Source organism: Mesorhizobium sp. M0292 (assembly GCF_040321695.1).
Lineage (GTDB): Bacteria > Pseudomonadota > Alphaproteobacteria > Rhizobiales > Rhizobiaceae > Mesorhizobium.
The window spans coordinates 1-20626 of record NZ_JAMYSB010000012.1 but is presented as its reverse complement, the minus strand read 5'-3'; the positions used below and the strand labels follow the sequence as shown (position 1 = coordinate 20626).

Here is a 20626-nt window from a genome sequence, read left to right as displayed (position 1 = left end):
ATCCGGCCGCCGCGCGGCAACCAACCCAGCGAAAATCGCCAGCGGACGGGCTCGGCGGTTTATCTCCTGATACAAACGCTTTAAGGGGATCGGCAAAGGAGCCTCGCATGACGCCGAAAGCGGTTTTCTGGGATATGGACGGCACGCTGGTCGACAGCGAGCCGCTGCATGAGGCGGCCTTGGTGGCGGCGCTGCGCAGCGTCGGTATCACGCCGCCGGCCGACCTGCATGAGCGGGTGCTGGGCGTCGCCGCCGCACCGGTCTACGAGATGCTGCGCAGCGAGTTCGGCCTCGACCTGCCCTTCGACGACTGGATCGTGCGCAAATACGATCACTACATGCCGATGGCCGAGACGCTGAAGCCGCGCCCCGGCGCGATCGAAATGTTCAACGAATTGCGCGCGCTCGGCGTGCAGCAGGCGGTGGTGTCCAATTCCGACCGGGTGATCGTCGATGCAAATCTGAGCGCCGTCGGCCTGATCTATCCCGGCATGCGCACGATCAGCCGAAACGACGTGCGCGAAGGCAAGCCGCATCCCGAACCGTTCCTGCGCGCCGCGTGGCTGGCCGGCGTCGATCCTTCAGACGCGGTGGCCGTCGACGACAGCGTTACCGGCGCCACATCAGGCCTGGCCGCGGGGATGCGGACGATCTTCTGGCCGGAAGCGCCGATGGCAGGACCCAAGGGCGCTGTCGTGATCAACAGTGCGGAAGAGTTGCGGGCTCAGTTGGGACTCTGAGAAGACCCGCGAAGGCCTGCGCTGCCCCTCATCCCTCTGCCGGGACCTTCTCCCCGTGAACGGGGAGAAGGGTGAACTCATTCAGCTGCGGTAAACCGGCTCCTCCTCGTCGAGGATCGCCTTCAGCTCGGCAAGGTGACGCTCCGCCTGGCCGGGATAGTCGTCCATCTCGCTGGCGGCCTTTTCGGCAATGGCGTCGGAGAGCGTGCGCAGCGGCCGGCCGGTCCACAGCGCCTTGATGTAGGTCTCGGCGGCGCGCTCGAAATAGAACATGCGGTTGAAGGCGTCGGCGACGGTGTCACCGATGACCATGACACCGTGATTGCCCATCACCATCACCTTGACCTTCGGGTCGGTGAGCAGCTGCGAGCAGCGCTCGCCCTCTTCCTCGAAGGCCAGCCCGCCATAATGGACGTCGACGACGTGGCGGTTGAAGAACATGGCCGAGTTCTGGTCGATCGGCGGCAGGGTCGAGTCGGCCAGCGATGCAAGCACAGTGGCATGAATGGAATGCACATGCATGGCGCAGCGCGCATGCGGCACGTTGCGGTGAATGGCGCCGTGCAGACCCCAGGCGGTCGGGTCGGGCGCATTCGGGCCGGACAATGTCTCGGGATCGTTGGCGTCGATCAGCAAAAGGTCGCTCGCCTTGATGCGCGAGAAATGCACCTGGTTGGGGTTCATCAGGAATTTGCTGCCGTCCTCGTTGACCGACAGCGAGAAGTGGTTGGCCACCGCCTCATGCATGTTGAGCCGCGCCGTCCAGCGGAAGGCGGCGGCCAGATCGACGCGCTCCTCATAGTAGGGCAGGTTGGTCAGCGTTTCCTTTTGCAGGCGGGCGATGCTCATCCGAAAACCTCCGTTTTTAAGAGAATGCCGCGCTCGGCCGTGGCCAGCAACCGCAAACTGCTGGGTCAGGCTGTCTTCGCATTGTCCGTTGTCCCAAAACCGCTACGCACTTTTGGGCGACATGCATTACGCCGCCGAGCGGGCCGACTGCAGCCCGCCATGTTCGACGATGAAGTCAATGACTTCCTGCAGGCCCTTGCCGCGCGACAGGTCGGTGAAGCCGAACGGGCGCTTGCCGCGCATGCGGGCGGCATCGCTCTCCATGACATCGAGGTTGACGTTCACATAGGGCGCCAGATCGCTCTTGTTGATGACCAGGAAATCGGAACGGGTGATCGCCGGCCCGCCCTTCCTGGGGATTTCCTCGCCCTGGCAGACCGAGATGACATAGAGGGTCAGGTCGGCGAGGTCGGGTGAGAAGGTGGCGGCAAGATTGTCGCCGCCGGATTCGATGAAGACGATGTCGAGGTCGGGGAATTTCCTGTTCAGTCCGGCGATCGCCTGCAAATTGATCGAGGCGTCCTCACGGATGGCGGTGTGCGGGCAGCCGCCGGTCTCCACGCCGACGATGCGGTCCTCGGGCAGCGCCTGGAGGCGAGCCAGCATCATGGCGTCTTCCTTGGTGTAGATGTCGTTGGTGACGACGGCGATGGAGAAATCGTCGCGCAGCGCCTTGCAGAGCTTTTCGGTTAGCGTCGTCTTGCCGGAGCCGACGGGACCGCCGATGCCGATGCGCAGGGGACCGTTGGCCTGAGTCATAGCGAAAAATCCGTCATGCCGAAAAACTCCGTGATGGCGAGGATGGCGAAGCTGAGCCCGATCAACAGGCAGAGCGGCGAATAGAAGCTGACATCGAGCCGCGCAAAAGGCTGTTCCGGCGCCAGACGGCGCCACCACGGCGTGAAGCCGGCAATGCCGCGGCCGAGGAAGACCAGCCCTATGAGCAGCGCTGTGGCGGCAAGGCCTTCCCTTGGAAAGGGGGTGGCGAAGACCCCGGTCAGCGCCAGCGGCCACAGGGTTGCGAGGCACAGGCACGCGGCAACGGCGAAACAGGCAAAAGGCGTCGGCATCTCGTCGACGCCGCGAAAGCCGACGACGGCGTGGGCGCAGGAGACGCCGTCCCTGCCCGGCCAGATGCCGCCAAGGCCCCAATAGACATGCAGCGCGGTGATCAGCAGCAGGACGGCCGAGAGGGCGAAGGCCAGGACGATCATGAGCGGAACAGCCTGGAATACTGCGTCTCGTGCTTCATCGCCATGATGTCGGAGATGAAGGCGCAGCCGCCGAGATCGTCCAATGTCGAGCCGGCGGCGCGCGCGGCCGTCGACAGCGCCAACGGCTCGAAGCCGGCGAGCAAGGCCATAGCGTCCGTCTGGCCGACGATGCCGAGTCGGATCGCCGCCTGGACGAGGTTGGAGAAGAAGGCCTGCAGGAAGGCCGACATCGCGTCCTGAAGCGCGATGCCGTTGCCGCCGGCAACGGCGCCGACGGCGACACAGTAGGCGCATTCGGCCGGCAGGCGGCCCAACACCGGATTCGCCCAAGCCGCTGCCGCTTTCAGGAAGGCGGCGCCTTGCAGCATGGTTTCGGTGTGGCGCTCACGCGAGCCGGCCAGCGCTTCGGCGAGATCGGCAATTTCATGGAGGTCGCCTTCATGGAGGTCGCCGCCGTCGCGGGCGCGGCGCCAGGCTTCCGTGAAGAGCACGGCGTCGTTCCAGCCCGAGCCCATCTCGACCAGCGTCTCCAGCCAGAAGGCGAGGCTAGCGGTATCGGCAACCAGCCCGTCTTGCACGGCGCGTTCGAGACCATGGCTGTAGGCAAAGCCGCCGACGGGAAACGCCGGCGACAGCCACGCCATCAGCCGCAGCAGAGCGATGCCGGATGGCTGGTCAGTCATGGTCGTGATGATGCCCGTCATGGGGATGGCTGTGCAAATGCGACTCGGTGTGTGCGTGGGAACGTCCATCATGGGAATGCGCTTCGGCGTGCGCATGCGCATGGCCATGATCGTGACCATGCGCATCTTGGGCGGAATAGGCGCCGCGCACCGGCTTGAACGGTTCGGAGACTTCGCGCACCGTGGCGCCCAGCCCTTCTAGCATAGCCTTGATGACATGGTCGCGCAGGATCAGGATGCGGCCGGGCTCGATCGCTGCCGCCAGATGGCGGTTGCCGATATGCCAGGCGAGTTCGGTCAGATGCACGGCGTGGCGGGCACGGATGTCGTAGACCTCTTCGGGTGCCGCGGTGATCTCGACCTGGGCGCCATCCTCCAGCACCAGCCGGTCGCCATCGTTCAAGGTCACGGGCTCGGGCAGATCGACCAGCACCTTGCTGCCGTCGGCAAGCTCGATGGCGCGGCGGCGCAAATGACGCTCGTCATGGGGCAGGACGGCACGGCCGGATGGGGCCGTGGTTCCGGCAGTGCCGGCAGGCACCACCGAGACGGCGCGGGGGAACTTGGTGAAGTCGGTGTTCAGGTTGAGTTTCATCGCATGGCTCCACCGTTAGCTTGGGCTCTCGCACGGGCAGGCCGCGCCAGGACGCGGTCGAAATAGGCGTTGACGCGCTCGGATTCGATCGGAAATTTTCCGGCGCGGGCCCAGCCGCCCATGTCGCCCAACAGCACGTCGACGGCGGAAAACCGGTCGCCCAGCGCAAACTCCCGATCCCCCAGCCGGCCGTCGAGCGCCTTGGCCTCCGAGGCGAAATCGTAGGCGGCGGCGGGGCCGACATCGACCCGCACGTCCTTCGGCAACAGGAAGCGGTGGCGCAGCTTGTTCCACAGCGGCGCTTCGAATTCGCTCTGGGCAAAATGCATCCAGGAATCCATCTCGGCGCGTCCGGCCACACCTGGATTGGCGCCCATGCCTTTGTCGGCGTGCTTGTCGGCGAGATAGACGCAGATTGCCGCCGAATCGGTCACCGTCAGTTCGCCATCGATCAGGATCGGCACCTTGCCCGACGGGTTGAGCGCATAGGCTTCGGGCGAACGCAATTTGACCTCGACGAATTCATAGGGCTGCCCGAGTTCCTCGAGCATCCACAGAACGCGGCTGACGCGGGATCCACGCGATCCGATGGCCTTGTACATGGTTGAACCCTCTTTCCTGCGACCCTAAACCATAGCCACTGTTCAGACGATGGTGTCGAAGAGCCGCAGGATGAACGATATTTGGTAAATCAGCGTGCCCACGACGAAGGCGATGTGGAAACGGCGGTCCCGCACCAGTATGGCGGCAATGCACAACACCACGAAAACCGGCGTTCGGAACAGATATTCATTGCCGTAGCGGGCGAAATGCTCGGGACCTTTCAGCAGCGTGTCGACGACATCGAGCAGATAGGTCGTCGCCAGCAGGCCGAAGAACCAGCCGCGACGCGAATAGAAGAAATCCTCATAGCTGGTGTAGTCGAGCATCGAATCCGGAATCAGCAGCGCGCACAGCAGGAACAGCGTGATGGCGTAGAAGATCAGGAACAGGTACTTGCCGAAAGTCCAGACCTCTATGGTGTAGAGGCCGAACTCCCACCACCAGAAATGCACCAGCAGCAACAGCATGGAGGCGACCCAGCCGAGGTGCACTGGATAGAGCCTGTACTGGCCCGGATGCTGAACGATCCGCGCCACCCCCGACAGCAGGCGAGCGACGCCAAGTCCGATCACCATGCCCATGACGATGCGGATATGCGGGAAGATGTCGTGGACGGAGGCTATTTCGGTGGCCATGACCTGCTACGCGGTTTCTTTGAGCCGCATATTGCGGCGGGACCGACCGGGTCGCAACGGAATTTGCCGGGTCGATCAAATCGCCCCTCGCCTCAAAACAGGAAATACCGCTGCGCCATCGGCAGCACGCTTGCCGGCTCGCAGGTCAGTAGCTCGCCATCGGCGCGCACCTCGTAAGTCTCCGGGTCGACTTCGACATGCGGCGTAGCGTCGTTGAGCACCATCGAGTGCTTGCCGATGCCGCCACGGGTGTTTTCCACCGCCACGAACTGCTTGTCGACGCCGAGCCGGCCATGCAGGCCTGAGTCCAGAGCCGCCTTGGAAACGAACGTCACCGACGAGTTGGTCCTGGCCTTGCCATAGGCGCCGAACATCGGGCGGTAGTGCATCGGCTGCGGTGTCGGGATAGAGGCGTTTGGGTCGCCCATCGGGGCTGCGGCTATCATGCCGCCGATCAGCACCATGTCGGGCTTGACGCCGAAGAAGGCTGGGTTCCACAGCACCAGATCGGCGCGCTTGCCGACCGCGATCGAACCGATGTCCCTGGACAGGCCATGCGCGATGGCCGGGTTGATGGTGTATTTGGCGAGGTAGCGGCGGACGCGGAAATTGTCGTTGTTGCCGGTCTCCTGCGGCAATGACCCGCGCTGGCGCTTCATCTTGTCGGCGGTCTGCCAGGTGCGGATCGCCACCTCGCCGACACGGCCCATGGCCTGCGAGTCCGACGAGATGATCGAGAAGGCGCCGATATCGTGCAGAATGTCTTCCGCCGCGATGGTCTCCTTGCGGATACGGCTTTCGGCAAAGGCGATGTCTTCAGGGATCGACGGCGACAGATGGTGGCAGACCATCAGCATGTCGAGATGCTCGGCCAGCGTGTTGACGGTGTAGGGCCGGGTCGGGTTGGTCGAAGACGGAATGACGTTGGGCAGGCCGCAGACCTTGATGATATCGGGCGCATGGCCGCCGCCGGCGCCTTCGGTGTGGAAGGCGTGGATGGTGCGGCCCTTGATGGCGGCGACGGTGTTCTCCACAAAGCCGGATTCGTTCAGCGTGTCGGTGTGGATCATCACCTGCACGTCGTAATCGTCGGCAACCGACAGGCAGCAGTCGATGGCCGCCGGCGTCGTGCCCCAGTCCTCGTGCAGCTTCAGCGAGCAGGCCCCGCCCAGCACCATTTCCTCCAGCGCTGCCGGCAGCGAGGCGTTGCCCTTTCCGGACAGGCCGATGTTCATCGGGAAAGCGTCGAAGGACTGGATCATGCGCGCCATGTGCCAGGGTCCGGGCGTGCAGGTGGTGGCCAGCGTGCCATGCGCCGGGCCGGTGCCGCCGCCGAGCATGGTGGTGATGCCCGACATCAGCGCTTCGTCGATCTGCTGCGGGCAGATGAAGTGGATGTGCGCGTCGAAGCCGCCGGCGGTCAGGATCTTGCCCTCGCCGGCGATGATCTCGGTACCGGGGCCGATGATGATGGTGACACCGTCCTGCGTGTCGGGATTGCCGGCCTTGCCGATCGCCGCGATGCGGCCGTCCCTGAGACCTATATCGGCCTTGAAGATGCCGGCAGTGGCATCGACCACCAGCGCGTTGGTGATGACCGTGTCGACCGCGCCGCCGGCGCGCGACACCTGGCTCTGGCCCATGCCGTCGCGGATGACCTTGCCGCCGCCGAATTTCACCTCCTCGCCATAGACGGTGAGGTCCTTTTCGACCTCGATAAACAGCTCGGTGTCGGCCAGGCGCACTCTGTCGCCGACCGTCGGGCCATACATCTGCGCGTAGGCGGCGCGGGTAATTCTAGCCATCAGTCAATGCTCCCCAAACGCAGTCCGGCCGCAGCCCCACATCGTCGCCATCCAATGGTCATGCAATGACCCGCTCGGCGACACCTTCTGATCCCATTTGGCCGTTGAGGTGGCGGTGCCACCCCAAACCGCCCGTTTGCCAAACCCTTGGCCAAATCGATGAAAGGAAAATACATGCGCAAAATCATCGTTCTTGCAGCCGCAGCCACGCTGGCCTCCGCAACCGTAGCCGGCGCCCAGCAGCAGCCCACGCCGCAACCGAAGCCGGCGGCGCCCAGCGCTCAGCCGGCGGCGCCGGCGATCCAGAAGGTCAACATCGTCGATATCAGCGAATTGCCCAAAGCCACCCAGACGCAGGTCAATCAGGTGATCGCCCAGCGTGGCGATGCCGGGCTGCAGAAACTGCGCTCTTCGATCGACGCGACGCCGCAGATCAAGTCGGCGCTCGAAGCCAAGGGGCTCACCTCGGCACAGGTGGTCGCCGCCAGCATGACCACCGATGGCGCGCTGACCCTTGTCACCAAGAAGGCAAGCTGAAAGAAGCGCTTGGCGGGCCGGCCCCCGGCCCGCCAGCCCACAGGGAACCTTCGCCCGACAGGAGGCGTTTCGTCCCTTTGGCGCCGAACGGCGTTGCACAGAAAAGTCCACCAGGAGCGAGCAATGCCTGTCTTTGCCGACACCAGATGGCTCCAGAGCCTTGCTGCCTGCGCATTTCTCGCAGCTTTCGGCCCGCAACCCGCGCAAGGTCTTGAAAGCGCTGACGCCGTCAACCGGGCCGACACCGTCAACAGGATCGTCGGCTCCGATGTCCGGCAGGAGGAGGCGCGGACGGAACCACAGACCAACAAGATCATCACCGCGATCGAGCGGACGCGTGAGAACATCGGCGCCGTGCGCAAGACGTCCAAGCTCGATACAGTAGATATCGTCTTCCTCACGGACGCGGCACGCAGCGAAGGCGGCCCGCCGCCGGCCGTCGAGAGCAAGGTCGAACAGCATCAGGACGACATTGCAGAACTGCGCAAGGAGATCGACGCCAACGCCTTGCTGTTCAACGCCATCGATTCGCGGCGCGTGCTTACGGAAGACGTCCTTGCGGTGGAATTCGACGGCTCGGCAAGAATCGTCATCTACGCGGCGGCCAGGCCGTCGAACTGACCTCAGGGCGCCCGACCCCGTCGATCTCACAGCCTGCCCATGATCTTCTGCTGAAAACCGTAGACCTGGCGTTTTCCTCCGAACGGCACCAGCGTGACGTCCCGCTCTTGTCCCGGTTCGAAGCGCATCGCGGTGCCGGCGGCAATGTCCAGACGCATGCCGCGCGCTTTGTCGCGGTCGAATTTCAACCCCTCATTGGTCTCGAAGAAATGGTAGTGGCTGCCGACCTGGATCGGCCGGTCGCCGCTGTTGGCGACCTTCAGCGTCACCGTCGGCAGCCCCTTGTTGAGCTCGATGTCGCCGCTTGCGGTGATGATTTCGCCGGGAATCATCGTTAGCCTCACAAAACGCCGAAGACCAGGCCGCCGCCGACTGCAGCACAAGCGGCGCCAGCGGCGCGGGCAAGCCCGCGAAAGCGCATGCCGAGGCCAAGGCCGGCAGCGATGCCCATGGCATGGAGAAGTGCGGTGGCAACGGCAAAGCCGGCCATATAGTCAAGCCCACCTGCATTTTCCGGCACTTCGGTGCAGTGGGCATGGCCATGGAACAGCGCGAACAGGCCGATGATGGCGACTCCGGCCGAGACCGGCAGATCGACCGCCAACGCCACCAGCAAGCCAAGCGCGACGACCGAGGCAAGGATGCCCGGTTCGACGAAAGGCACCGGCACGTGGAGCATGCCGAACGCGCCGCCGACCAGCATGACGCCGACAAAGGCCAGCGGCCAGGCCCAGATCGCCTTGCCGCCCTTGAGCGCCGCCCACAGGCCGACGGCGACCATGACGGTCATATGGTCGAGGCCGGACAGCGGATGCGCGAAGCCCGCCGCGAAGGACGAGGTGGTGCCGATGCCGACATGGGCATAAGCGGGCATCGCCGCCGCCAGCAGCAGGATCGCTGCAAGCGTGGTGCGTTTGGTTGAAGCAGAGATCATCGGCCTTCCCTTCGAAGTCACGAAAACAATCACGCAGCCTTGCGCGGGCCGCAGCCCTCGGCCTTGAGCACGCGTTGGGTCGAGGCCGGATATTTCACCAGTTTCTCCACTGGGCGGATCGGGCGTGCGGAAAAATTGCCGCCGCAGTTCGGGCAGACGCCGCCCAGCACATGTTCAGCGCAGTCAGCGCAGAAGGTGCATTCAAAGGTGCAGATCAGCGCGTCCGCCGCTTCCGGCGGCAGGTCCTTGTCGCAGCATTCGCAATTCGGTCGCAGCTCCAGCATCGTTTTCTCCTCACCTGATCGGTTCGTGAACGGTCACCAGCTTGGTGCCGTCGGGAAAGGTCGCCTCGACCTGCACGTCGTGGATCATCTCGGCGATGCCTTCCATCACCTGCGCGCGGGTGATGACATGGGCGCCGGCCTCCATCAGTTCGGCGACCGGGCGGCCGTCGCGGGCGCCCTCGACGACGAAATCGGTGATCAGCGCGATCGCTTCGGGGTGATTGAGCTTGACGCCGCGTTCCAGCCGCTTGCGCGCCACGATCGCCGCCATGGCGATGAGCAGCTTGTCCTTTTCACGCGGCGTCAGGTTCATGCGCTTTCCTGGATTTGGCCTGGATTTGGCTCAGAGTGACCATAATTTGGGCAGACCCGCCCGCCCGTTGAGCAGTTCGACGAGCGGAACCAGCCGCTTGCGCAGCTGGTAGCCGTCCTCGGCAAACAGCCTCGCAAGAAGCTTGCCAGATTTTTTGACGCTCCAGGCGCTGGCATCGCCGTCGGCGCCGATGATGTCGCGGGCCGCATCGAGCAAGCCTTCGGCCTGCGGCGAAACCATCAGCAGCGTCGCAGCGGCAATGGCGCCGCCGGCGACCGCCGGGCGGCCAAGTGCCGCCGCGATAGCCGGCCCGATGCGGGAATCCTCGGCATGAACGAGCGCACCATCCTGGCGGACACGCCAACGGTCGTGGAAATGGCCGTGCGCGGCCTCTTCGCCCATGGCGAGGCGGCCGAATATGGTGGCTTCAAGCAGCAATGCCTCGGCGCCTGCGGCAAGCTCGACCTCGAGCGTGCGGGCAAAGGCCGAGCGGTCGAAGACGATGGTTTCCTGGGGCAGCCAGGCGATACGCCCGCCCGCGCCGACGCTGAGCTTCACCCGAACTTCGGCGCGGTCGCTAGCGGCACGATAGATCTTTTCGCAGGCCTGGGTGGTTATCGAGGCGGAGGCACCTGGCCCGACATCGATTTCCCAGCCGAGCCGATCGCCGCCGGTCAGACCGCCGGCGGTGTTGATGAGCACGGCTTCGAGCGGATCGGCCGCAACGGCCGGCATGCGGATTTTGGCCGAGCCGTCCTGATAGAGGCGCAAAAGCCGGGTGCGTCCATCCCTGACGCCGCACGCAAGCCGGGCCGCCCCGGCCGCGCGCTGGGCCGGAAGAGCTGAGATCAAGACATGCTGCAACGTATCCACGGCGCTAACGTTAAGCACTCCCGGCGCTTTGTCGATATGGTGCTTGTTGATATAGCTTGTTGCTTGACAGCGTTTCCGTTTCTATAGAGGGAGCCTCTTTGGAACGGTCATGCTGCGCCTGGCGGGTTTTTGAAGGCGACGGCGATTTCAGTCCAGGCAACAAGGGCGCCAACCAATCGGCACCGCGACGTTATAAAATTGGGGAAGGAATCGAATGGCTGACGAGCTGGCAACGGAAATCATCGCCAAGATCAGGGCACATGCGGAGCCCGGTGGCGAAGAGATCACCACCAATACGGAATTGACCGCGCTTGGCATCCATTCCCTGGAACTGACCGAGATCATCTTCGATCTCGAGGAGCAGTACGGCATCGAGATCGAGATGAACACGGTCGATGCCTGGAGCAATCTCAAGAATGTCGGCGATATGGTTGAGGCTGTTCGCGCGCTGATTGCGAAAAAAGCCTGAGCTGAATGCAAAAGCGCGTCGTCATTACCGGCATCGGCGGCATATGCGGGCTCGGCGCCAATGCGCCTGCAATCTGGAACGAAATGCGGGCCGGCCGATCGGCCATCGGTCAAATCAGCAATCCCGGTTTGCATGATTTGAAGGTCAAGGTCGGCTGCGAAATCAAGACGCTGCCCGACCATGGCATCAGCCACAAGCAGACCGTGTCGATGGACCGCTTCAGCCTTTTGGCGACGATTGCCGCGCGCGAAGCCATGCAGCATGCCGGCCTGACATCGAATGAAGCAACCACCTACCGGATGGGCGCGGTTGTCGGCGTCGGCGTCTGCGGCTGGGAGGCGATCGAGGAGAACTATCGCGCCATCCTGGTCGACGGCAAGAACCGGGCCGGCATCTTCACCGTGCCGAAAGTGATGCCGAGTGCGGCATCCGGCCATGTCAGCATGAATCTCGGCCTGCGCGGGCCGGTGTTCGGCGTCACTTCGGCCTGCTCCTCGTCCAATCACGCCTTTGCCTCGGCGGTCGACCAGATCCGGCTCGGCCGCGCCGATGTCATGGTCGCCGGCGGCACCGACGCGCCGCTGCTCTGGGGCATCCTGAAAGGCTGGGAAGCCCTGCGGGTGCTGGCGCCCGATACCTGCCGGCCGTTCTCAGCCGATCGCCAGGGCCTGTCGCTCGGCGAAGGTGCTGGAATGGCGGTGCTGGAAACGTATGAACACGCCATGGCGCGCGGCGCTACCATTCTGGCCGAATTTGCCGGAGCCGGCCTTTCCGCCGACGCTTCCGATATCGTCGCGCCGACTGTCGAGGGACCGACGGCGGCGATGCGCGCCTGCCTGGCGGACGCCGGGCTCAATCCCGAGGACGTCGACTATCTCAACGCCCACGGCACCGGCACCAAGGCCAACGACCAGATCGAGACGGCGGCAATCAAGCGCGTCTTCGGCGACCATGCCTATAAGCTGTCGGTGTCGTCGACCAAGTCGATGCATGCCCATTGCCTCGGCGCCTCGGGCGGCCTGGAAATGATCGCCTGCGTGATGGCGATCCGCGAAGGCATCGTGCCGCCGACGGCCAATTTCCGGCAGGCCGACCCCGACTGCGATCTCGACATCACGCCGAATGTGGCGCGCGAGCGCAAGGTGCGCGCGGCGATCAGCAACGGTTTTGCCTTTGGCGGCACCAATGCCGTGGTCGCGTTCAAGGCGGTCTGACGGCAAGCGACTGGCCCCTGAGCGACTGGGCCTGAATGACTGCGAAGACGGTGTCTGCACCGTCGACCGGTTGATCGGCAAAGACGCCGAGGATAATCCTTCGCAACACGCCAGACGGCGCGATACCGCGCCAAATTCCCGACCGGAGCTTTCGATGACCGACCTGTCCGCCTTTCCGATCACCAAGCGCTGGCCGGCCAGCCACCCCGACCGCCTGCAGCTCTATTCCGCGACGACGCCGAATGGCGTGAAAGTCTCGATCGCGCTGGAAGAACTCGGCCTGCCCTACGAGGCGCATCTGGTGGATATCGGCAAGGACCAGAGCTGGACGCAGGAATTCCTGTCGCTGAACCCGAACGGCAAGATACCCGCGATCATCGACCCCGACGGTCCGGGCGGCAAGCCGCTCGGCCTGTTCGAATCCGGCGCCATCCTGCTCTACCTCACCGACAAGACCGGCAAGCTGATCCCGGTCGATCCGGCGCGGCGCTACGAGACCATCCAATGGGTGTTCTTCCAGATGGCGGCGATCGGGCCGATTTTCGGACAGGTCGGGTTTTTCAACAAATTCGCCGGACGCGAGATCGCCGACAAGCGGCCGCTGGATCGCTACCGCAATGAATCGCGGCGGCTGATCGGGGTGCTGGAGACGCGGCTGAAGGGTCGAACCTGGATCATGGACGACGACTATACCATCGCCGACATTTCGATGCTGGGCTGGGTGCGTAATCTGATCGGCTTCTACGAGGCGCGAGAACTCGTCGGCTTCGACGACTTCCCCACCGTCGCGGCATGGCTGGAGCGCGGGCTGGCGCGGCCCGCGGTGCAGCGCGGCCTGACCATTCCCGCCAGGAATTGACCTCGGCCGGCCGAACCAACCAGGTCTATTTCGCCTTGGCCTTGCTTTTCGAGCCGCCCTTGCCGATGACGGACGCAGCGAGCGACGCGGCGCCCCTGGCTGTCGCCGCCACCGCACCAGCGGCGACATTGGCGGTCGCCTTGACCGTGCGCATGGCCCCGCCGGCCATCGAGCCGCGGCTTGCCGGCTTCTTGGGTTTGGCTGTTTTCGCCGCCACCTCCGCCGTCGCGACCGGTTCTACCTTCTTTGGCGCCGCTTTGCCGAAAGCCGGCTTTGCGTCCTTGGACCGCTCGGCGATCGCCGGGCCGGCGCCTGCCTTGGCCTGCGTGGCCTTTGCCTGCCTGGCTTTGGGTTGAGCGGTCTTGCTCTTGGCGGGTGTTTTTGCCTTGGTTGCCATCTGACGGTTCCCTCACGGCGGCACGATTGCCGATGAGAGATAACGACCTGAAAGTCTTAAGGTTCCCGTTCCGAAGTCCAGCGAACTATGCGGGATCGCCAACAACCAGGTCGGCGGACCTGCGACGGCCGAGCACGCGATCGATGTTGGGCATGTCGTTGGAAGCGATCCAGGCGCGGGCGTCTTCGTCGGAGCGGCCATGCTCGTGCCAGCGCACCAGAAGGCGGCGCTCGAGTTCGGCCCGCGGCACATCGACAAAGATGGTGAAGTCGAACAGCGGCGCCAGCCGCGACCACGGCTCCTCGTCGAGCAGGAGGTAATTGCCTTCGACCAGGATGAACTTGGTCTCGGCGGCAACGATGGAGGCGGCGGCGCGCGACAATTCCATGCTGCGGTCGAACACCGGAATGGCGATGTCTGGCTCGCCCGAACGGATGCGCTTCAACAGCGTCTCGAAGCCGGCGAAGTCGAAAGTCTCCGGCGCGCCCTTTCTTGACCGCAGGCCGCGCTGGTCGAGCACGATGTCATCATAGTGGAAGCCGTCCATCGGCACGACTTCAGCCGCGCCCTCCGGCAACAGATCATGCAGGCCGGCCGAGAGCGTCGACTTGCCGGCGCCGGGCGGGCCGGCAATGGCGACGATGAAGCGTTTCGCCTTGCCGGCGCGCTTGAAGATGGTGGCGGCGAGATGGGCGATTTCGGACATTGGGCGCTTCCAGCTATGCTTTGCATCTTGTCGGCAGTTTGAGGAAATTTCAAACCGCGATTTGGGCAATCTCACGACATCCGCCACGTCAGCGCTGCCCCTCGTCGCCCTGCCGGTGTCAAGCCGATAGATGGGTAACACTTCTCCTCCCAATGCGTCCGCCGCAGCGCCAAGCAGATTGGTTGGCGCGGCGATGCGGCGGACAAGCTCCATGTGCCGTGTGTCGAGGATGCCGGCAGGCAGGTGAGGGGCAGGGCCAGCGTTCGAAAATCAGCCGGGCTGGCCGATCCCCAGGAAATCGCTGTCGAACCTGACATCGCGGGTCGAACCATCGGCTCCGGTGAGACGCATGTGACCTGAGGCTGTCCCGATATCGCGCGGCGGCTCGCCGCTCGTGAGCGGCAGCGTGCCGATGACATGGCGGAAGGAGACTTCGCCGCCGAGGGTAAAAGCGGTCGCGACCCCTTCGCGCTTCAGCCAATTGTCGCCGATCGATGCGGCATGGCCGATGGCGGCGCGGCCGTCCTCGATGCCGAGCACGCCGCGATGGCGGCTGCTCCACGGCGCGTAGTCGCGGCCGCCATTGCTGAACCACAGCATGGTGACCGGCAGCTCCGCCGGGTTCTTCAGCACCAGCACCAGATCCTGTTCGGCCCGGCGCGCCAGCGCCGTCCAGCCCGGACCGCCATGATCGGCTTCGACCAGGGTGATGAAATCCTCGCGCTCATCCTCCATGCGGTAGTCGGTGAGATCGAGCGTGCCGCCGCCAGTGGCTGGAAAGCGCGTCAGATCGGTCGAGCGGGCGGGATAGGAAAGCTTGAAGCGACCGCGGGCCGGATCGGGCTCCAGCGGTGCGCCCAGTGTCCCGGCAAAGCGCTTCGGCGAAAAGGCCAGCCGGCCGCCATCGCGCATCGCCGCCATCGGATGGTGGGCGGCGGAGACAGCGCCGGAACCGCCGGAAAAGACATGCTCCTGATAGAGGAAGGGATGACTGTTGCGGAGCGTGAAGATCTTGTCGACCGTCGCGCCCATCACCGTGCGGCGCAACCGGAAGACGGCCCGCCAGCCGTCGGATGTCGCTTCGCTGGCCGTGACATCCCAGGCGCTGTTGGCCGGCCAGCCATGCAGCGGTGCGGCCTCGATGTCGCTGGCCGAAAACGGTGCGCAGAGGAAATCGCCCGACAGCCGCACCGTGCCTTGAGGCAGATCCGGCGGCAGCGTCTCGCCGGCATCGATCCAGGGCGCGCGGTGCAGCGGCTTCAGTTGGCGGCCATCGCTGTCGACCGTTATGTCGGCGATATGGCCGACAGTGAGATCGAGCGTGACCGAAATGCCCTTTGCCTTGATCGTGACCGTATCCATCCGCGCACCTGCTGATTCTGATGGCAGCGAACAAACCCGCTCCGCGAGGGATGCGCAAGCACAGCGACCGGCATTTTGCATCAGGGCGATTTTTACCCTCCCCCTTGTGGGGAGGGTCGGCGAGCGCTCGACGCGAAGCGGAGATCGTTCGACGGGGTGGGGGTAGCGCCCTACGAGGACCCCCCACCCCGATCCGCTACGCGGATCGACCCTCCCCACAAGGGGGAGGGTGGACGCCTACTGCCGTTTGTACTCCCGGACCGGCGACTTGGTGCCGTCGGTGTAGGTGACCTGCACCGCCATCGATGTCACGTTGTCGGCGACCTTGAAGTAAGGCTGGTAGTCATAAGGAATGGCGTAGGGGTCCTTCTTGTCGCAAGGCGGCAGCTTGATCTCCCTGTCGAGCGCCGTGCTGTTCAGGCTGTAGCGCACCTCCTTGATGCCGCAGCGGAACGACAGCATCTGGGAGAAATAGACCAGGCCGTGATTGCCGCTGGCGTCGAAGGCGATCCACGACGTCCAGAACTGGTCGAGGATCTGTTTGTTGCCCTGTTGCAGCGCCGCGTCCGGATCGAAACTTATGTCGAACGGCCCGGTCTCGCGGCCCCTGAGATCGAGATATTTGACCCCGATGGTGGTGGCCGTGGTGCTGTCGGGCAATTCGAAGCTCGGATTGGGCATCGGCTTGCCGGTGCGCTGGTCGTTCATCGCCATCAGCCCGGTGTCGGTGAACGGACCTGACACACCCATGCGCCAGGAAATGCCGGTCGCGGCCTCGGGCAGCGAGATGGAGATCGTCCAGCCGGCATTGGAGCGCATCGGCGTCAGCGTCGGGGCAAAGCGCGCTGGGTCGAGCACGTCGCCAAGCGCCGTCAGGCGGGTACGGCTGCGGTCGAGCCAGTCGGCGAGCTGCGTCTGGTCGACGAAATATTTGAGCAGCCCGCCTTCCTTTTCATAGGAGACGAACTTGGTCAGCGCCTCGGCCTCGCTGCGCTTGTCGGACAGCGACTGGACGCCGAGGCGATCCTCGGAAAACTCCTGCGCGAGCAGGTAATAGGCCGGTGCGAAATCCGGATTGGCGGCGATGAAGGCGTTGAGCTTGTCGAGACGCTGGGCATCGTCGAACTGCAGGATATGGACCAGCTTGATCGACAGCGCCTTGGCCTTGTCGGCCAGGGCGCCGAACACTTCGCGGGCGCCGGCCTTGCCGTCCTGCACGCGCAGCAGGGTGGCGAAGCGTGTGTAGGGATCGACGGCGTCGACGTCGAAACCGGCGAAAGCGAGATAGGAGCGCCGCGCATTCAGCATGTCGCCGGAAAGCTCGTAGACGCGGGCATTGTGATAGAATTCGTCCGGCCGCTTCGGCTCGGCGATCGTCCCGCCCTGCGCGGCCAATGCGGCAAAGCCCTTGGCGATGGTGTCGATCGAGGCGGCGATCTGCTCGGTGGTCGCCTGAAGCTTATCCGCCTGCTCGGCCTGTTTCTGCTGGCCGGCAGCGAGCGTTTCGGTCGTCTGCTTGACCGCCTCTACCGACTTTTGCGTCTGCGCGCCCTGCTCAGCCTGCTGCTGCTGGGTCGACGCAATTTCCTCGGTCTTCTTCGCCACCGCGTCGGTCGATTGCTTGACCTGGTCGACCGCCAGCTTCGTCTCGGTTACCGTTTGCTCGATCCTGGCCACCCTGGCCGAGACGATGCCCATCTGCTGCTGCAACTGGGCGATGGCCGGCACCAGGCCGGCGATCACACCGTTCTGCGAATTGGACTGCTGCTGCAGGCCATAGACGCCGCCGGCGACGGCGGCAGCGCTGGTGGCAAAGATCAGCGCCGGCAGCGCCTTGGCGGCCAGCACCAGCCGCAGAACGATGGCAATGGCGATGACGGCGGCGGCAACCGAAGCGACCAGCGCGATATAGGCGGCGAACGGCGCCAGCGGATTGAGGATGTCGGATGCGGCGCCGCCGATGAAAGCGACGCTGCCGGCCCATTTGCCGGTGCGGCTGAGCGAAGCCCTGATAAGAGATGGCGCAGCCGCGCCGATGTCACCGGTCATTGTCAAATCCCCCAAGCAATTGCCGCCTCTATAGCAGCACCGCGACCCCGCAGGCAAAACAGGACAGGAAGCAGGCGATTTCGGGAGGTTGCCGTTTCAGCGCCGATGGTTGGCGAAGCCGAAGCGACATCTGATCTCCCCCCTTGCGGGGGAGATTGGCAGCGTCATCGGCAGCTCCGCCGTTAACCAAATGGACGAACAAAATGGGTTAGGCTAGGTTCCGGCCCTCTCAGCAACGCCGGACTTGACTTGCCAAATTTCCATTTCCCCTCCCCCGCCCAGAAATTTCTCGCAGCCCTCCTGCTGCTTGTCTTCGTGGCCGGCTGCAGCACCACCGCACCGCCCGACAGCGTGCTGGCGGTGCCGGCGCCGCAGGAGAAATATGCGGCCATCGTGGTCGATGCCGGCAGTGGCAAGACGCTGTTCGAAGTCAGTTCGAGGGCGCAACGCTATCCGGCGTCGCTGACCAAGATGATGACGCTGTACCTGCTGTTCGAGGCGCTGGAGTCCGGCCGCGTCTCGAAGGAAACGCAGATTCCGGTCTCCGACAATGCCGCCCGGCAGCCGCCGACCAAATTGCGCTTCAAGCCCGGCGAGAGCATCGATGTCGATTCGGCGATCCGGGCGATCGTGGTCAAGTCGGCCAATGACGTGGCGGTGGCGGTGGGCGAATATCTCGGCGGCTCGGAGGACCAGTTCGCCGCCATGATGACGTCCAAGGCGCGCCAGATCGGCATGAGCAGCACCGTCTTCCGCAATGCCTCCGGCCTGCCCGACGATGGCCAGCACACATCGGCGCGCGACATGGCGACGCTGGGGATGGCGCTGCGCGCCCGCTTCCCGCAGCAGTTCCACTATTTCTCCGAAAGCGACTTCATGTTCCGCGGCCGGCTGGTGCGCGGCCACAACGACATGCTCGGCCGGGTGCGCGGCGTCGACGGCATCAAGACCGGCTATATCAGGGCATCCGGTTACAATATCGTCACGTCCTACAATGCCGACGGCCGGCATCTGATCGTGGTGGTGATGGGCGCCGACAGCGCTAGGCAGCGCAACGACCATGTCGAAGCGCTGATCCAGCGCAGTCTGTCGCCCGCCATGGCCGATACGAAGACGCGGCTGATGTTTGCGGGAGATCAGCCGGCCGCGTCGCCCGGCCTGCCGCCGCCTGGTTTGCCGGCGCAGGGGTCGCAGTTGCCTGGTTTACCGCCGCAATAGAACCCGTCGTTGGGTGGAGGAACTCTGAAACGTCGGCGGGACAGCACCCCCCTCTGGCCTGCCGGCCATCTCCCCCTCAAGTGGGGAGATTAGCAGCTTCGGCGTCTCGCCTCTTTTTCGTGTTTGGCGAAGCCATGGCGACATCTGATCTCCCCCCTTGAGGGGGAGATGTCCGGCAGGACAGAGGGGGGTCGTGAAGGATCGCTGCCTCATCTTAACTCTGCAGCAGGCGCGACCTCCGTCGGCAACAGCACTTCGGCGGTCTGGTTGCCGAGCAGCAGGCGAGCGAGGCCCCTGGGGGCTGCGCTGCCACAGGCAATTGCAGCAGGCATTCATCACAAGCATGCACAAGCCCCCAATCTTCACCGCCACAGTGGCTATGCCGCCTCGCCTTGGCGTATCGTGGGCGCGACAGCAGGAGCCGGCATCATGAGCCCAAAACCATCCGAACAGGCCGACAATGAAAACGACAGCGGCGGCGAGTATTTCGAGGCGCCGCCCGCCCACGACGCCGAACTGGTTGCCGACGAGGCGCTGGAAGCGCCCGATGTGCCGGACTCCGAACCCCATGGCCGCCTGAAGCCGAAGCGAAAACCGTCGGCGATATCAGGTAGAAAGTTTCGCAAGCGTGACCTGGTGCGCATCGACGACCTCAGGCCGAGCCTGGCCGACCGCATCCGCTCCGATCATCCCGACCTGCCGCGCGGCGCCCGCATCAGCCGGGAGGAGCTCGGCCGCTACCGCATGCGCTACATGGAGGAGCTGCTGCAGCAGGAGCATGGCGAATTCTCCGAGCTCGACCGCCAGGTGGTCGAATCGATCGCCAGGCAGGACACGATTTCGGAAAACTCGGAAGAGGAGTTCGAGGAGCACCGCTCGTTCGCCGACCGCGTCTCCGACAACATGGCGGCTTTCGGCGGCAGCTGGTGGTTCCTGATCTCGTTCGGCAGCGTGCTTGCGGTGTGGATCGGCGTCAATTTGATCGCGGGCGTGAGCAGCGCCTTCGACCCCTACCCCTTCATCCTGCTCAACCTGCTGCTCTCCTGTATCGCCGCCATCCAGGCGCCGATCATCATGATGAGCCAGAGACGGACGGAGGCCAAGGACCGCCTGCGCTCGTTCAACGACTACCGGGTGAACCTGAAAGCCGAGCTGGAAGTGCGCCATTTGCACGAAAAGCTCGACTATCTGATCTCGCGCCAATGGACGCGGCTGGCCGAAATGCAGCAGATGCAGCTGGATGCGATGCACGAACTGACCGGCGCGAAGAAGGCGAAGCGGGCGCCGCGCAGGGTGCGCAGGCGGGTGGCGAAGGTGGAGGTGGCGGGGTGAGTCCCGGGCTGAGGCTGCAAGGCGGACGCGAAGTTGCCGAGCCGCGCGACGTGGCTTCGAAAATATCGCCACGCCAATTGCCCGTTGAAGCCCGCGCCGGCTTCCGCTAAGAAGCCGTGGCTGGCCGGCCTATCGGCTGGTTCGTTTTCAGGTTCCCTGAAGGCACCCGTAGCTCAGCTGGATAGAGCGCTGCCCTCCGAAGGCAGAGGTCACAGGTTCGAATCCTGTCGGGTGCGCCAGCTTACCGAGGGTCCATTCCGGACACATAGGTTACGGTTTATATCGGAGACATGGGTAACACTTTTGGCCCGAAGGGGTTTTGGAGTGGTTCGAG

At 64.4% G+C, this 20626-nt stretch carries 25 protein-coding genes and 1 tRNA gene; 9 read left to right on the top strand and 17 right to left on the bottom strand.

The genetic code is table 11. The annotated features are described in order from the left end of the window. Positions 1-107: 107 nt before the first annotated feature. Entirely contained in the window at positions 108-740 is a 633-nt protein-coding gene (locus tag NKI96_RS19365) for an HAD family hydrolase (RefSeq protein ID WP_352805652.1), read from the top strand. An 81-nt stretch (positions 741-821) separates the two neighbouring features. Here the strand turns inward: NKI96_RS19365 and NKI96_RS19360 are convergent, their stop codons facing one another. The 8 genes from NKI96_RS19360 to ureC all read right to left on the bottom strand — a co-directional run bounded on the left by NKI96_RS19360 (position 822) and on the right by ureC (position 7124). Beyond that, positions 822-1589, bottom strand: a complete 768-nt coding sequence (locus NKI96_RS19360; protein ID WP_352805650.1) for a class II aldolase and adducin N-terminal domain-containing protein — start codon at positions 1587-1589, stop codon at positions 822-824. A gap of 126 nt (positions 1590-1715) precedes the next feature. Beyond that, positions 1716-2348 (bottom strand): urease accessory protein UreG, encoded by a 633-nt coding sequence (gene ureG, locus NKI96_RS19355; protein WP_023671240.1) that lies wholly within the window; start codon positions 2346-2348, stop codon positions 1716-1718. Continuing rightward, complete coding sequence (locus tag NKI96_RS19350) at positions 2345-2803, bottom strand: DUF3995 domain-containing protein (RefSeq protein ID WP_023745871.1); 459 nt, start codon at positions 2801-2803, stop codon at positions 2345-2347. The genes ureG and NKI96_RS19350 overlap by 4 nt, the downstream gene beginning before the upstream one ends. After that, entirely contained in the window at positions 2800-3486 is a 687-nt protein-coding gene (locus NKI96_RS19345) for an urease accessory protein UreF (protein ID WP_352805758.1), read from the bottom strand. The genes NKI96_RS19350 and NKI96_RS19345 overlap by 4 nt, the downstream gene beginning before the upstream one ends. After that, positions 3479-4081: an urease accessory protein UreE gene (ureE, locus tag NKI96_RS19340; RefSeq protein WP_352805647.1), complete on the bottom strand. Its 603-nt coding sequence runs from the start codon at positions 4079-4081 to the stop codon at positions 3479-3481. Before ureE ends, NKI96_RS19345 begins: the two co-directional genes overlap by 8 nt. Further along, a complete protein-coding gene (locus tag NKI96_RS19335; protein ID WP_023683600.1) occupies positions 4078-4683 on the bottom strand; it encodes a glutathione S-transferase family protein in 606 nt (201 codons plus the stop codon). The genes ureE and NKI96_RS19335 overlap by 4 nt, the downstream gene beginning before the upstream one ends. Before the next feature lie 42 nt (positions 4684-4725). Continuing rightward, a complete protein-coding gene (locus NKI96_RS19330) occupies positions 4726-5319 on the bottom strand; it encodes a hypothetical protein (protein ID WP_352805645.1) in 594 nt (197 codons plus the stop codon). Positions 5320-5411: 92 nt separating this feature from the next. After that, complete coding sequence (gene ureC / locus NKI96_RS19325; RefSeq protein ID WP_031207718.1) at positions 5412-7124, bottom strand: urease subunit alpha; 1713 nt, start codon at positions 7122-7124, stop codon at positions 5412-5414. Positions 7125-7298: 174 nt separating this feature from the next. Between ureC and NKI96_RS19320 the strand changes: the two genes are divergently transcribed. Further along, the gene (locus NKI96_RS19320; RefSeq protein ID WP_023671233.1) at positions 7299-7661 is read left to right on the top strand and encodes a hypothetical protein; all 363 of its coding nucleotides are present in this window, start codon (positions 7299-7301) and stop codon (positions 7659-7661) included. 123 nt (positions 7662-7784) lie between these two features. Beyond that, positions 7785-8282, top strand: coding sequence for a hypothetical protein (locus tag NKI96_RS19315; protein ID WP_023693080.1), 498 nt, complete (start codon positions 7785-7787; stop codon positions 8280-8282). Between the two features lie 26 nt (positions 8283-8308). Here the strand turns inward: NKI96_RS19315 and NKI96_RS19310 are convergent, their stop codons facing one another. The 5 genes from NKI96_RS19310 to NKI96_RS19290 are packed head-to-tail and all read right to left on the bottom strand — an operon-like array spanning position 8309 to position 10665. Further along, positions 8309-8614 (bottom strand): urease subunit beta, encoded by a 306-nt coding sequence (locus NKI96_RS19310; RefSeq protein ID WP_023693079.1) that lies wholly within the window; start codon positions 8612-8614, stop codon positions 8309-8311. Positions 8615-8622: 8 nt separating this feature from the next. Beyond that, positions 8623-9216, bottom strand: a complete 594-nt coding sequence (locus tag NKI96_RS19305; protein WP_352805642.1) for a HupE/UreJ family protein — start codon at positions 9214-9216, stop codon at positions 8623-8625. Between the two features lie 29 nt (positions 9217-9245). After that, a complete protein-coding gene (locus NKI96_RS19300; RefSeq protein ID WP_023671229.1) occupies positions 9246-9500 on the bottom strand; it encodes a DUF1272 domain-containing protein in 255 nt (84 codons plus the stop codon). Between the two features lie 10 nt (positions 9501-9510). Next, positions 9511-9813, bottom strand: a complete 303-nt coding sequence (locus NKI96_RS19295; RefSeq protein ID WP_023671228.1) for an urease subunit gamma — start codon at positions 9811-9813, stop codon at positions 9511-9513. 30 nt (positions 9814-9843) lie between these two features. After that, positions 9844-10665 carry an urease accessory protein UreD gene (locus tag NKI96_RS19290; RefSeq protein WP_084568503.1) on the bottom strand — a complete coding sequence of 274 codons (822 nt, stop codon included), beginning with the start codon at positions 10663-10665 and terminating at the stop codon, positions 9844-9846. Between the two features lie 235 nt (positions 10666-10900). Here NKI96_RS19290 and NKI96_RS19285 point away from each other — a divergent pair, with 235 nt between their 5' ends. From NKI96_RS19285 to NKI96_RS19275, 3 genes are all read left to right on the top strand, one after another. Further along, on the top strand, positions 10901-11155 hold the full coding sequence (locus tag NKI96_RS19285; protein ID WP_023671226.1) for an acyl carrier protein: 255 nt from the start codon (positions 10901-10903) through the stop codon (positions 11153-11155). Between the two features lie 5 nt (positions 11156-11160). Continuing rightward, entirely contained in the window at positions 11161-12369 is a 1209-nt protein-coding gene (locus NKI96_RS19280) for a beta-ketoacyl-[acyl-carrier-protein] synthase family protein (protein WP_023683604.1), read from the top strand. Between the two features lie 154 nt (positions 12370-12523). Then, positions 12524-13228, top strand: coding sequence for a glutathione S-transferase family protein (locus NKI96_RS19275; RefSeq protein WP_023711377.1), 705 nt, complete (start codon positions 12524-12526; stop codon positions 13226-13228). Positions 13229-13253: 25 nt separating this feature from the next. Here the strand turns inward: NKI96_RS19275 and NKI96_RS19270 are convergent, their stop codons facing one another. The 4 genes from NKI96_RS19270 to NKI96_RS19255 all read right to left on the bottom strand — a co-directional run bounded on the left by NKI96_RS19270 (position 13254) and on the right by NKI96_RS19255 (position 17742). Further along, positions 13254-13625 (bottom strand): hypothetical protein, encoded by a 372-nt coding sequence (locus tag NKI96_RS19270; RefSeq protein ID WP_352805640.1) that lies wholly within the window; start codon positions 13623-13625, stop codon positions 13254-13256. Positions 13626-13710: 85 nt separating this feature from the next. Beyond that, positions 13711-14331 carry a nucleoside triphosphate hydrolase gene (locus NKI96_RS19265; protein ID WP_023671222.1) on the bottom strand — a complete coding sequence of 207 codons (621 nt, stop codon included), beginning with the start codon at positions 14329-14331 and terminating at the stop codon, positions 13711-13713. Positions 14332-14601: 270 nt separating this feature from the next. Beyond that, positions 14602-15693 carry a hypothetical protein gene (locus NKI96_RS19260; protein ID WP_352805638.1) on the bottom strand — a complete coding sequence of 364 codons (1092 nt, stop codon included), beginning with the start codon at positions 15691-15693 and terminating at the stop codon, positions 14602-14604. 237 nt (positions 15694-15930) lie between these two features. After that, entirely contained in the window at positions 15931-17742 is a 1812-nt protein-coding gene (locus NKI96_RS19255; protein WP_352805636.1) for a methyl-accepting chemotaxis protein, read from the bottom strand. A 249-nt stretch (positions 17743-17991) separates the two neighbouring features. On the opposite strand from NKI96_RS19255, the gene NKI96_RS19250 reads away from it, so the two are divergent. The 3 genes from NKI96_RS19250 to NKI96_RS19240 all read left to right on the top strand — a co-directional run bounded on the left by NKI96_RS19250 (position 17992) and on the right by NKI96_RS19240 (position 20531). Next, positions 17992-18960 carry a D-alanyl-D-alanine carboxypeptidase family protein gene (locus NKI96_RS19250; RefSeq protein WP_352805633.1) on the top strand — a complete coding sequence of 323 codons (969 nt, stop codon included), beginning with the start codon at positions 17992-17994 and terminating at the stop codon, positions 18958-18960. A gap of 429 nt (positions 18961-19389) precedes the next feature. After that, on the top strand, positions 19390-20292 hold the full coding sequence (locus NKI96_RS19245; RefSeq protein ID WP_352759928.1) for a DUF1003 domain-containing protein: 903 nt from the start codon (positions 19390-19392) through the stop codon (positions 20290-20292). A 162-nt stretch (positions 20293-20454) separates the two neighbouring features. Continuing rightward, a tRNA-Arg gene (locus NKI96_RS19240) sits at positions 20455-20531 on the top strand. The last annotated feature ends 95 nt before the right edge of the window (positions 20532-20626 follow it).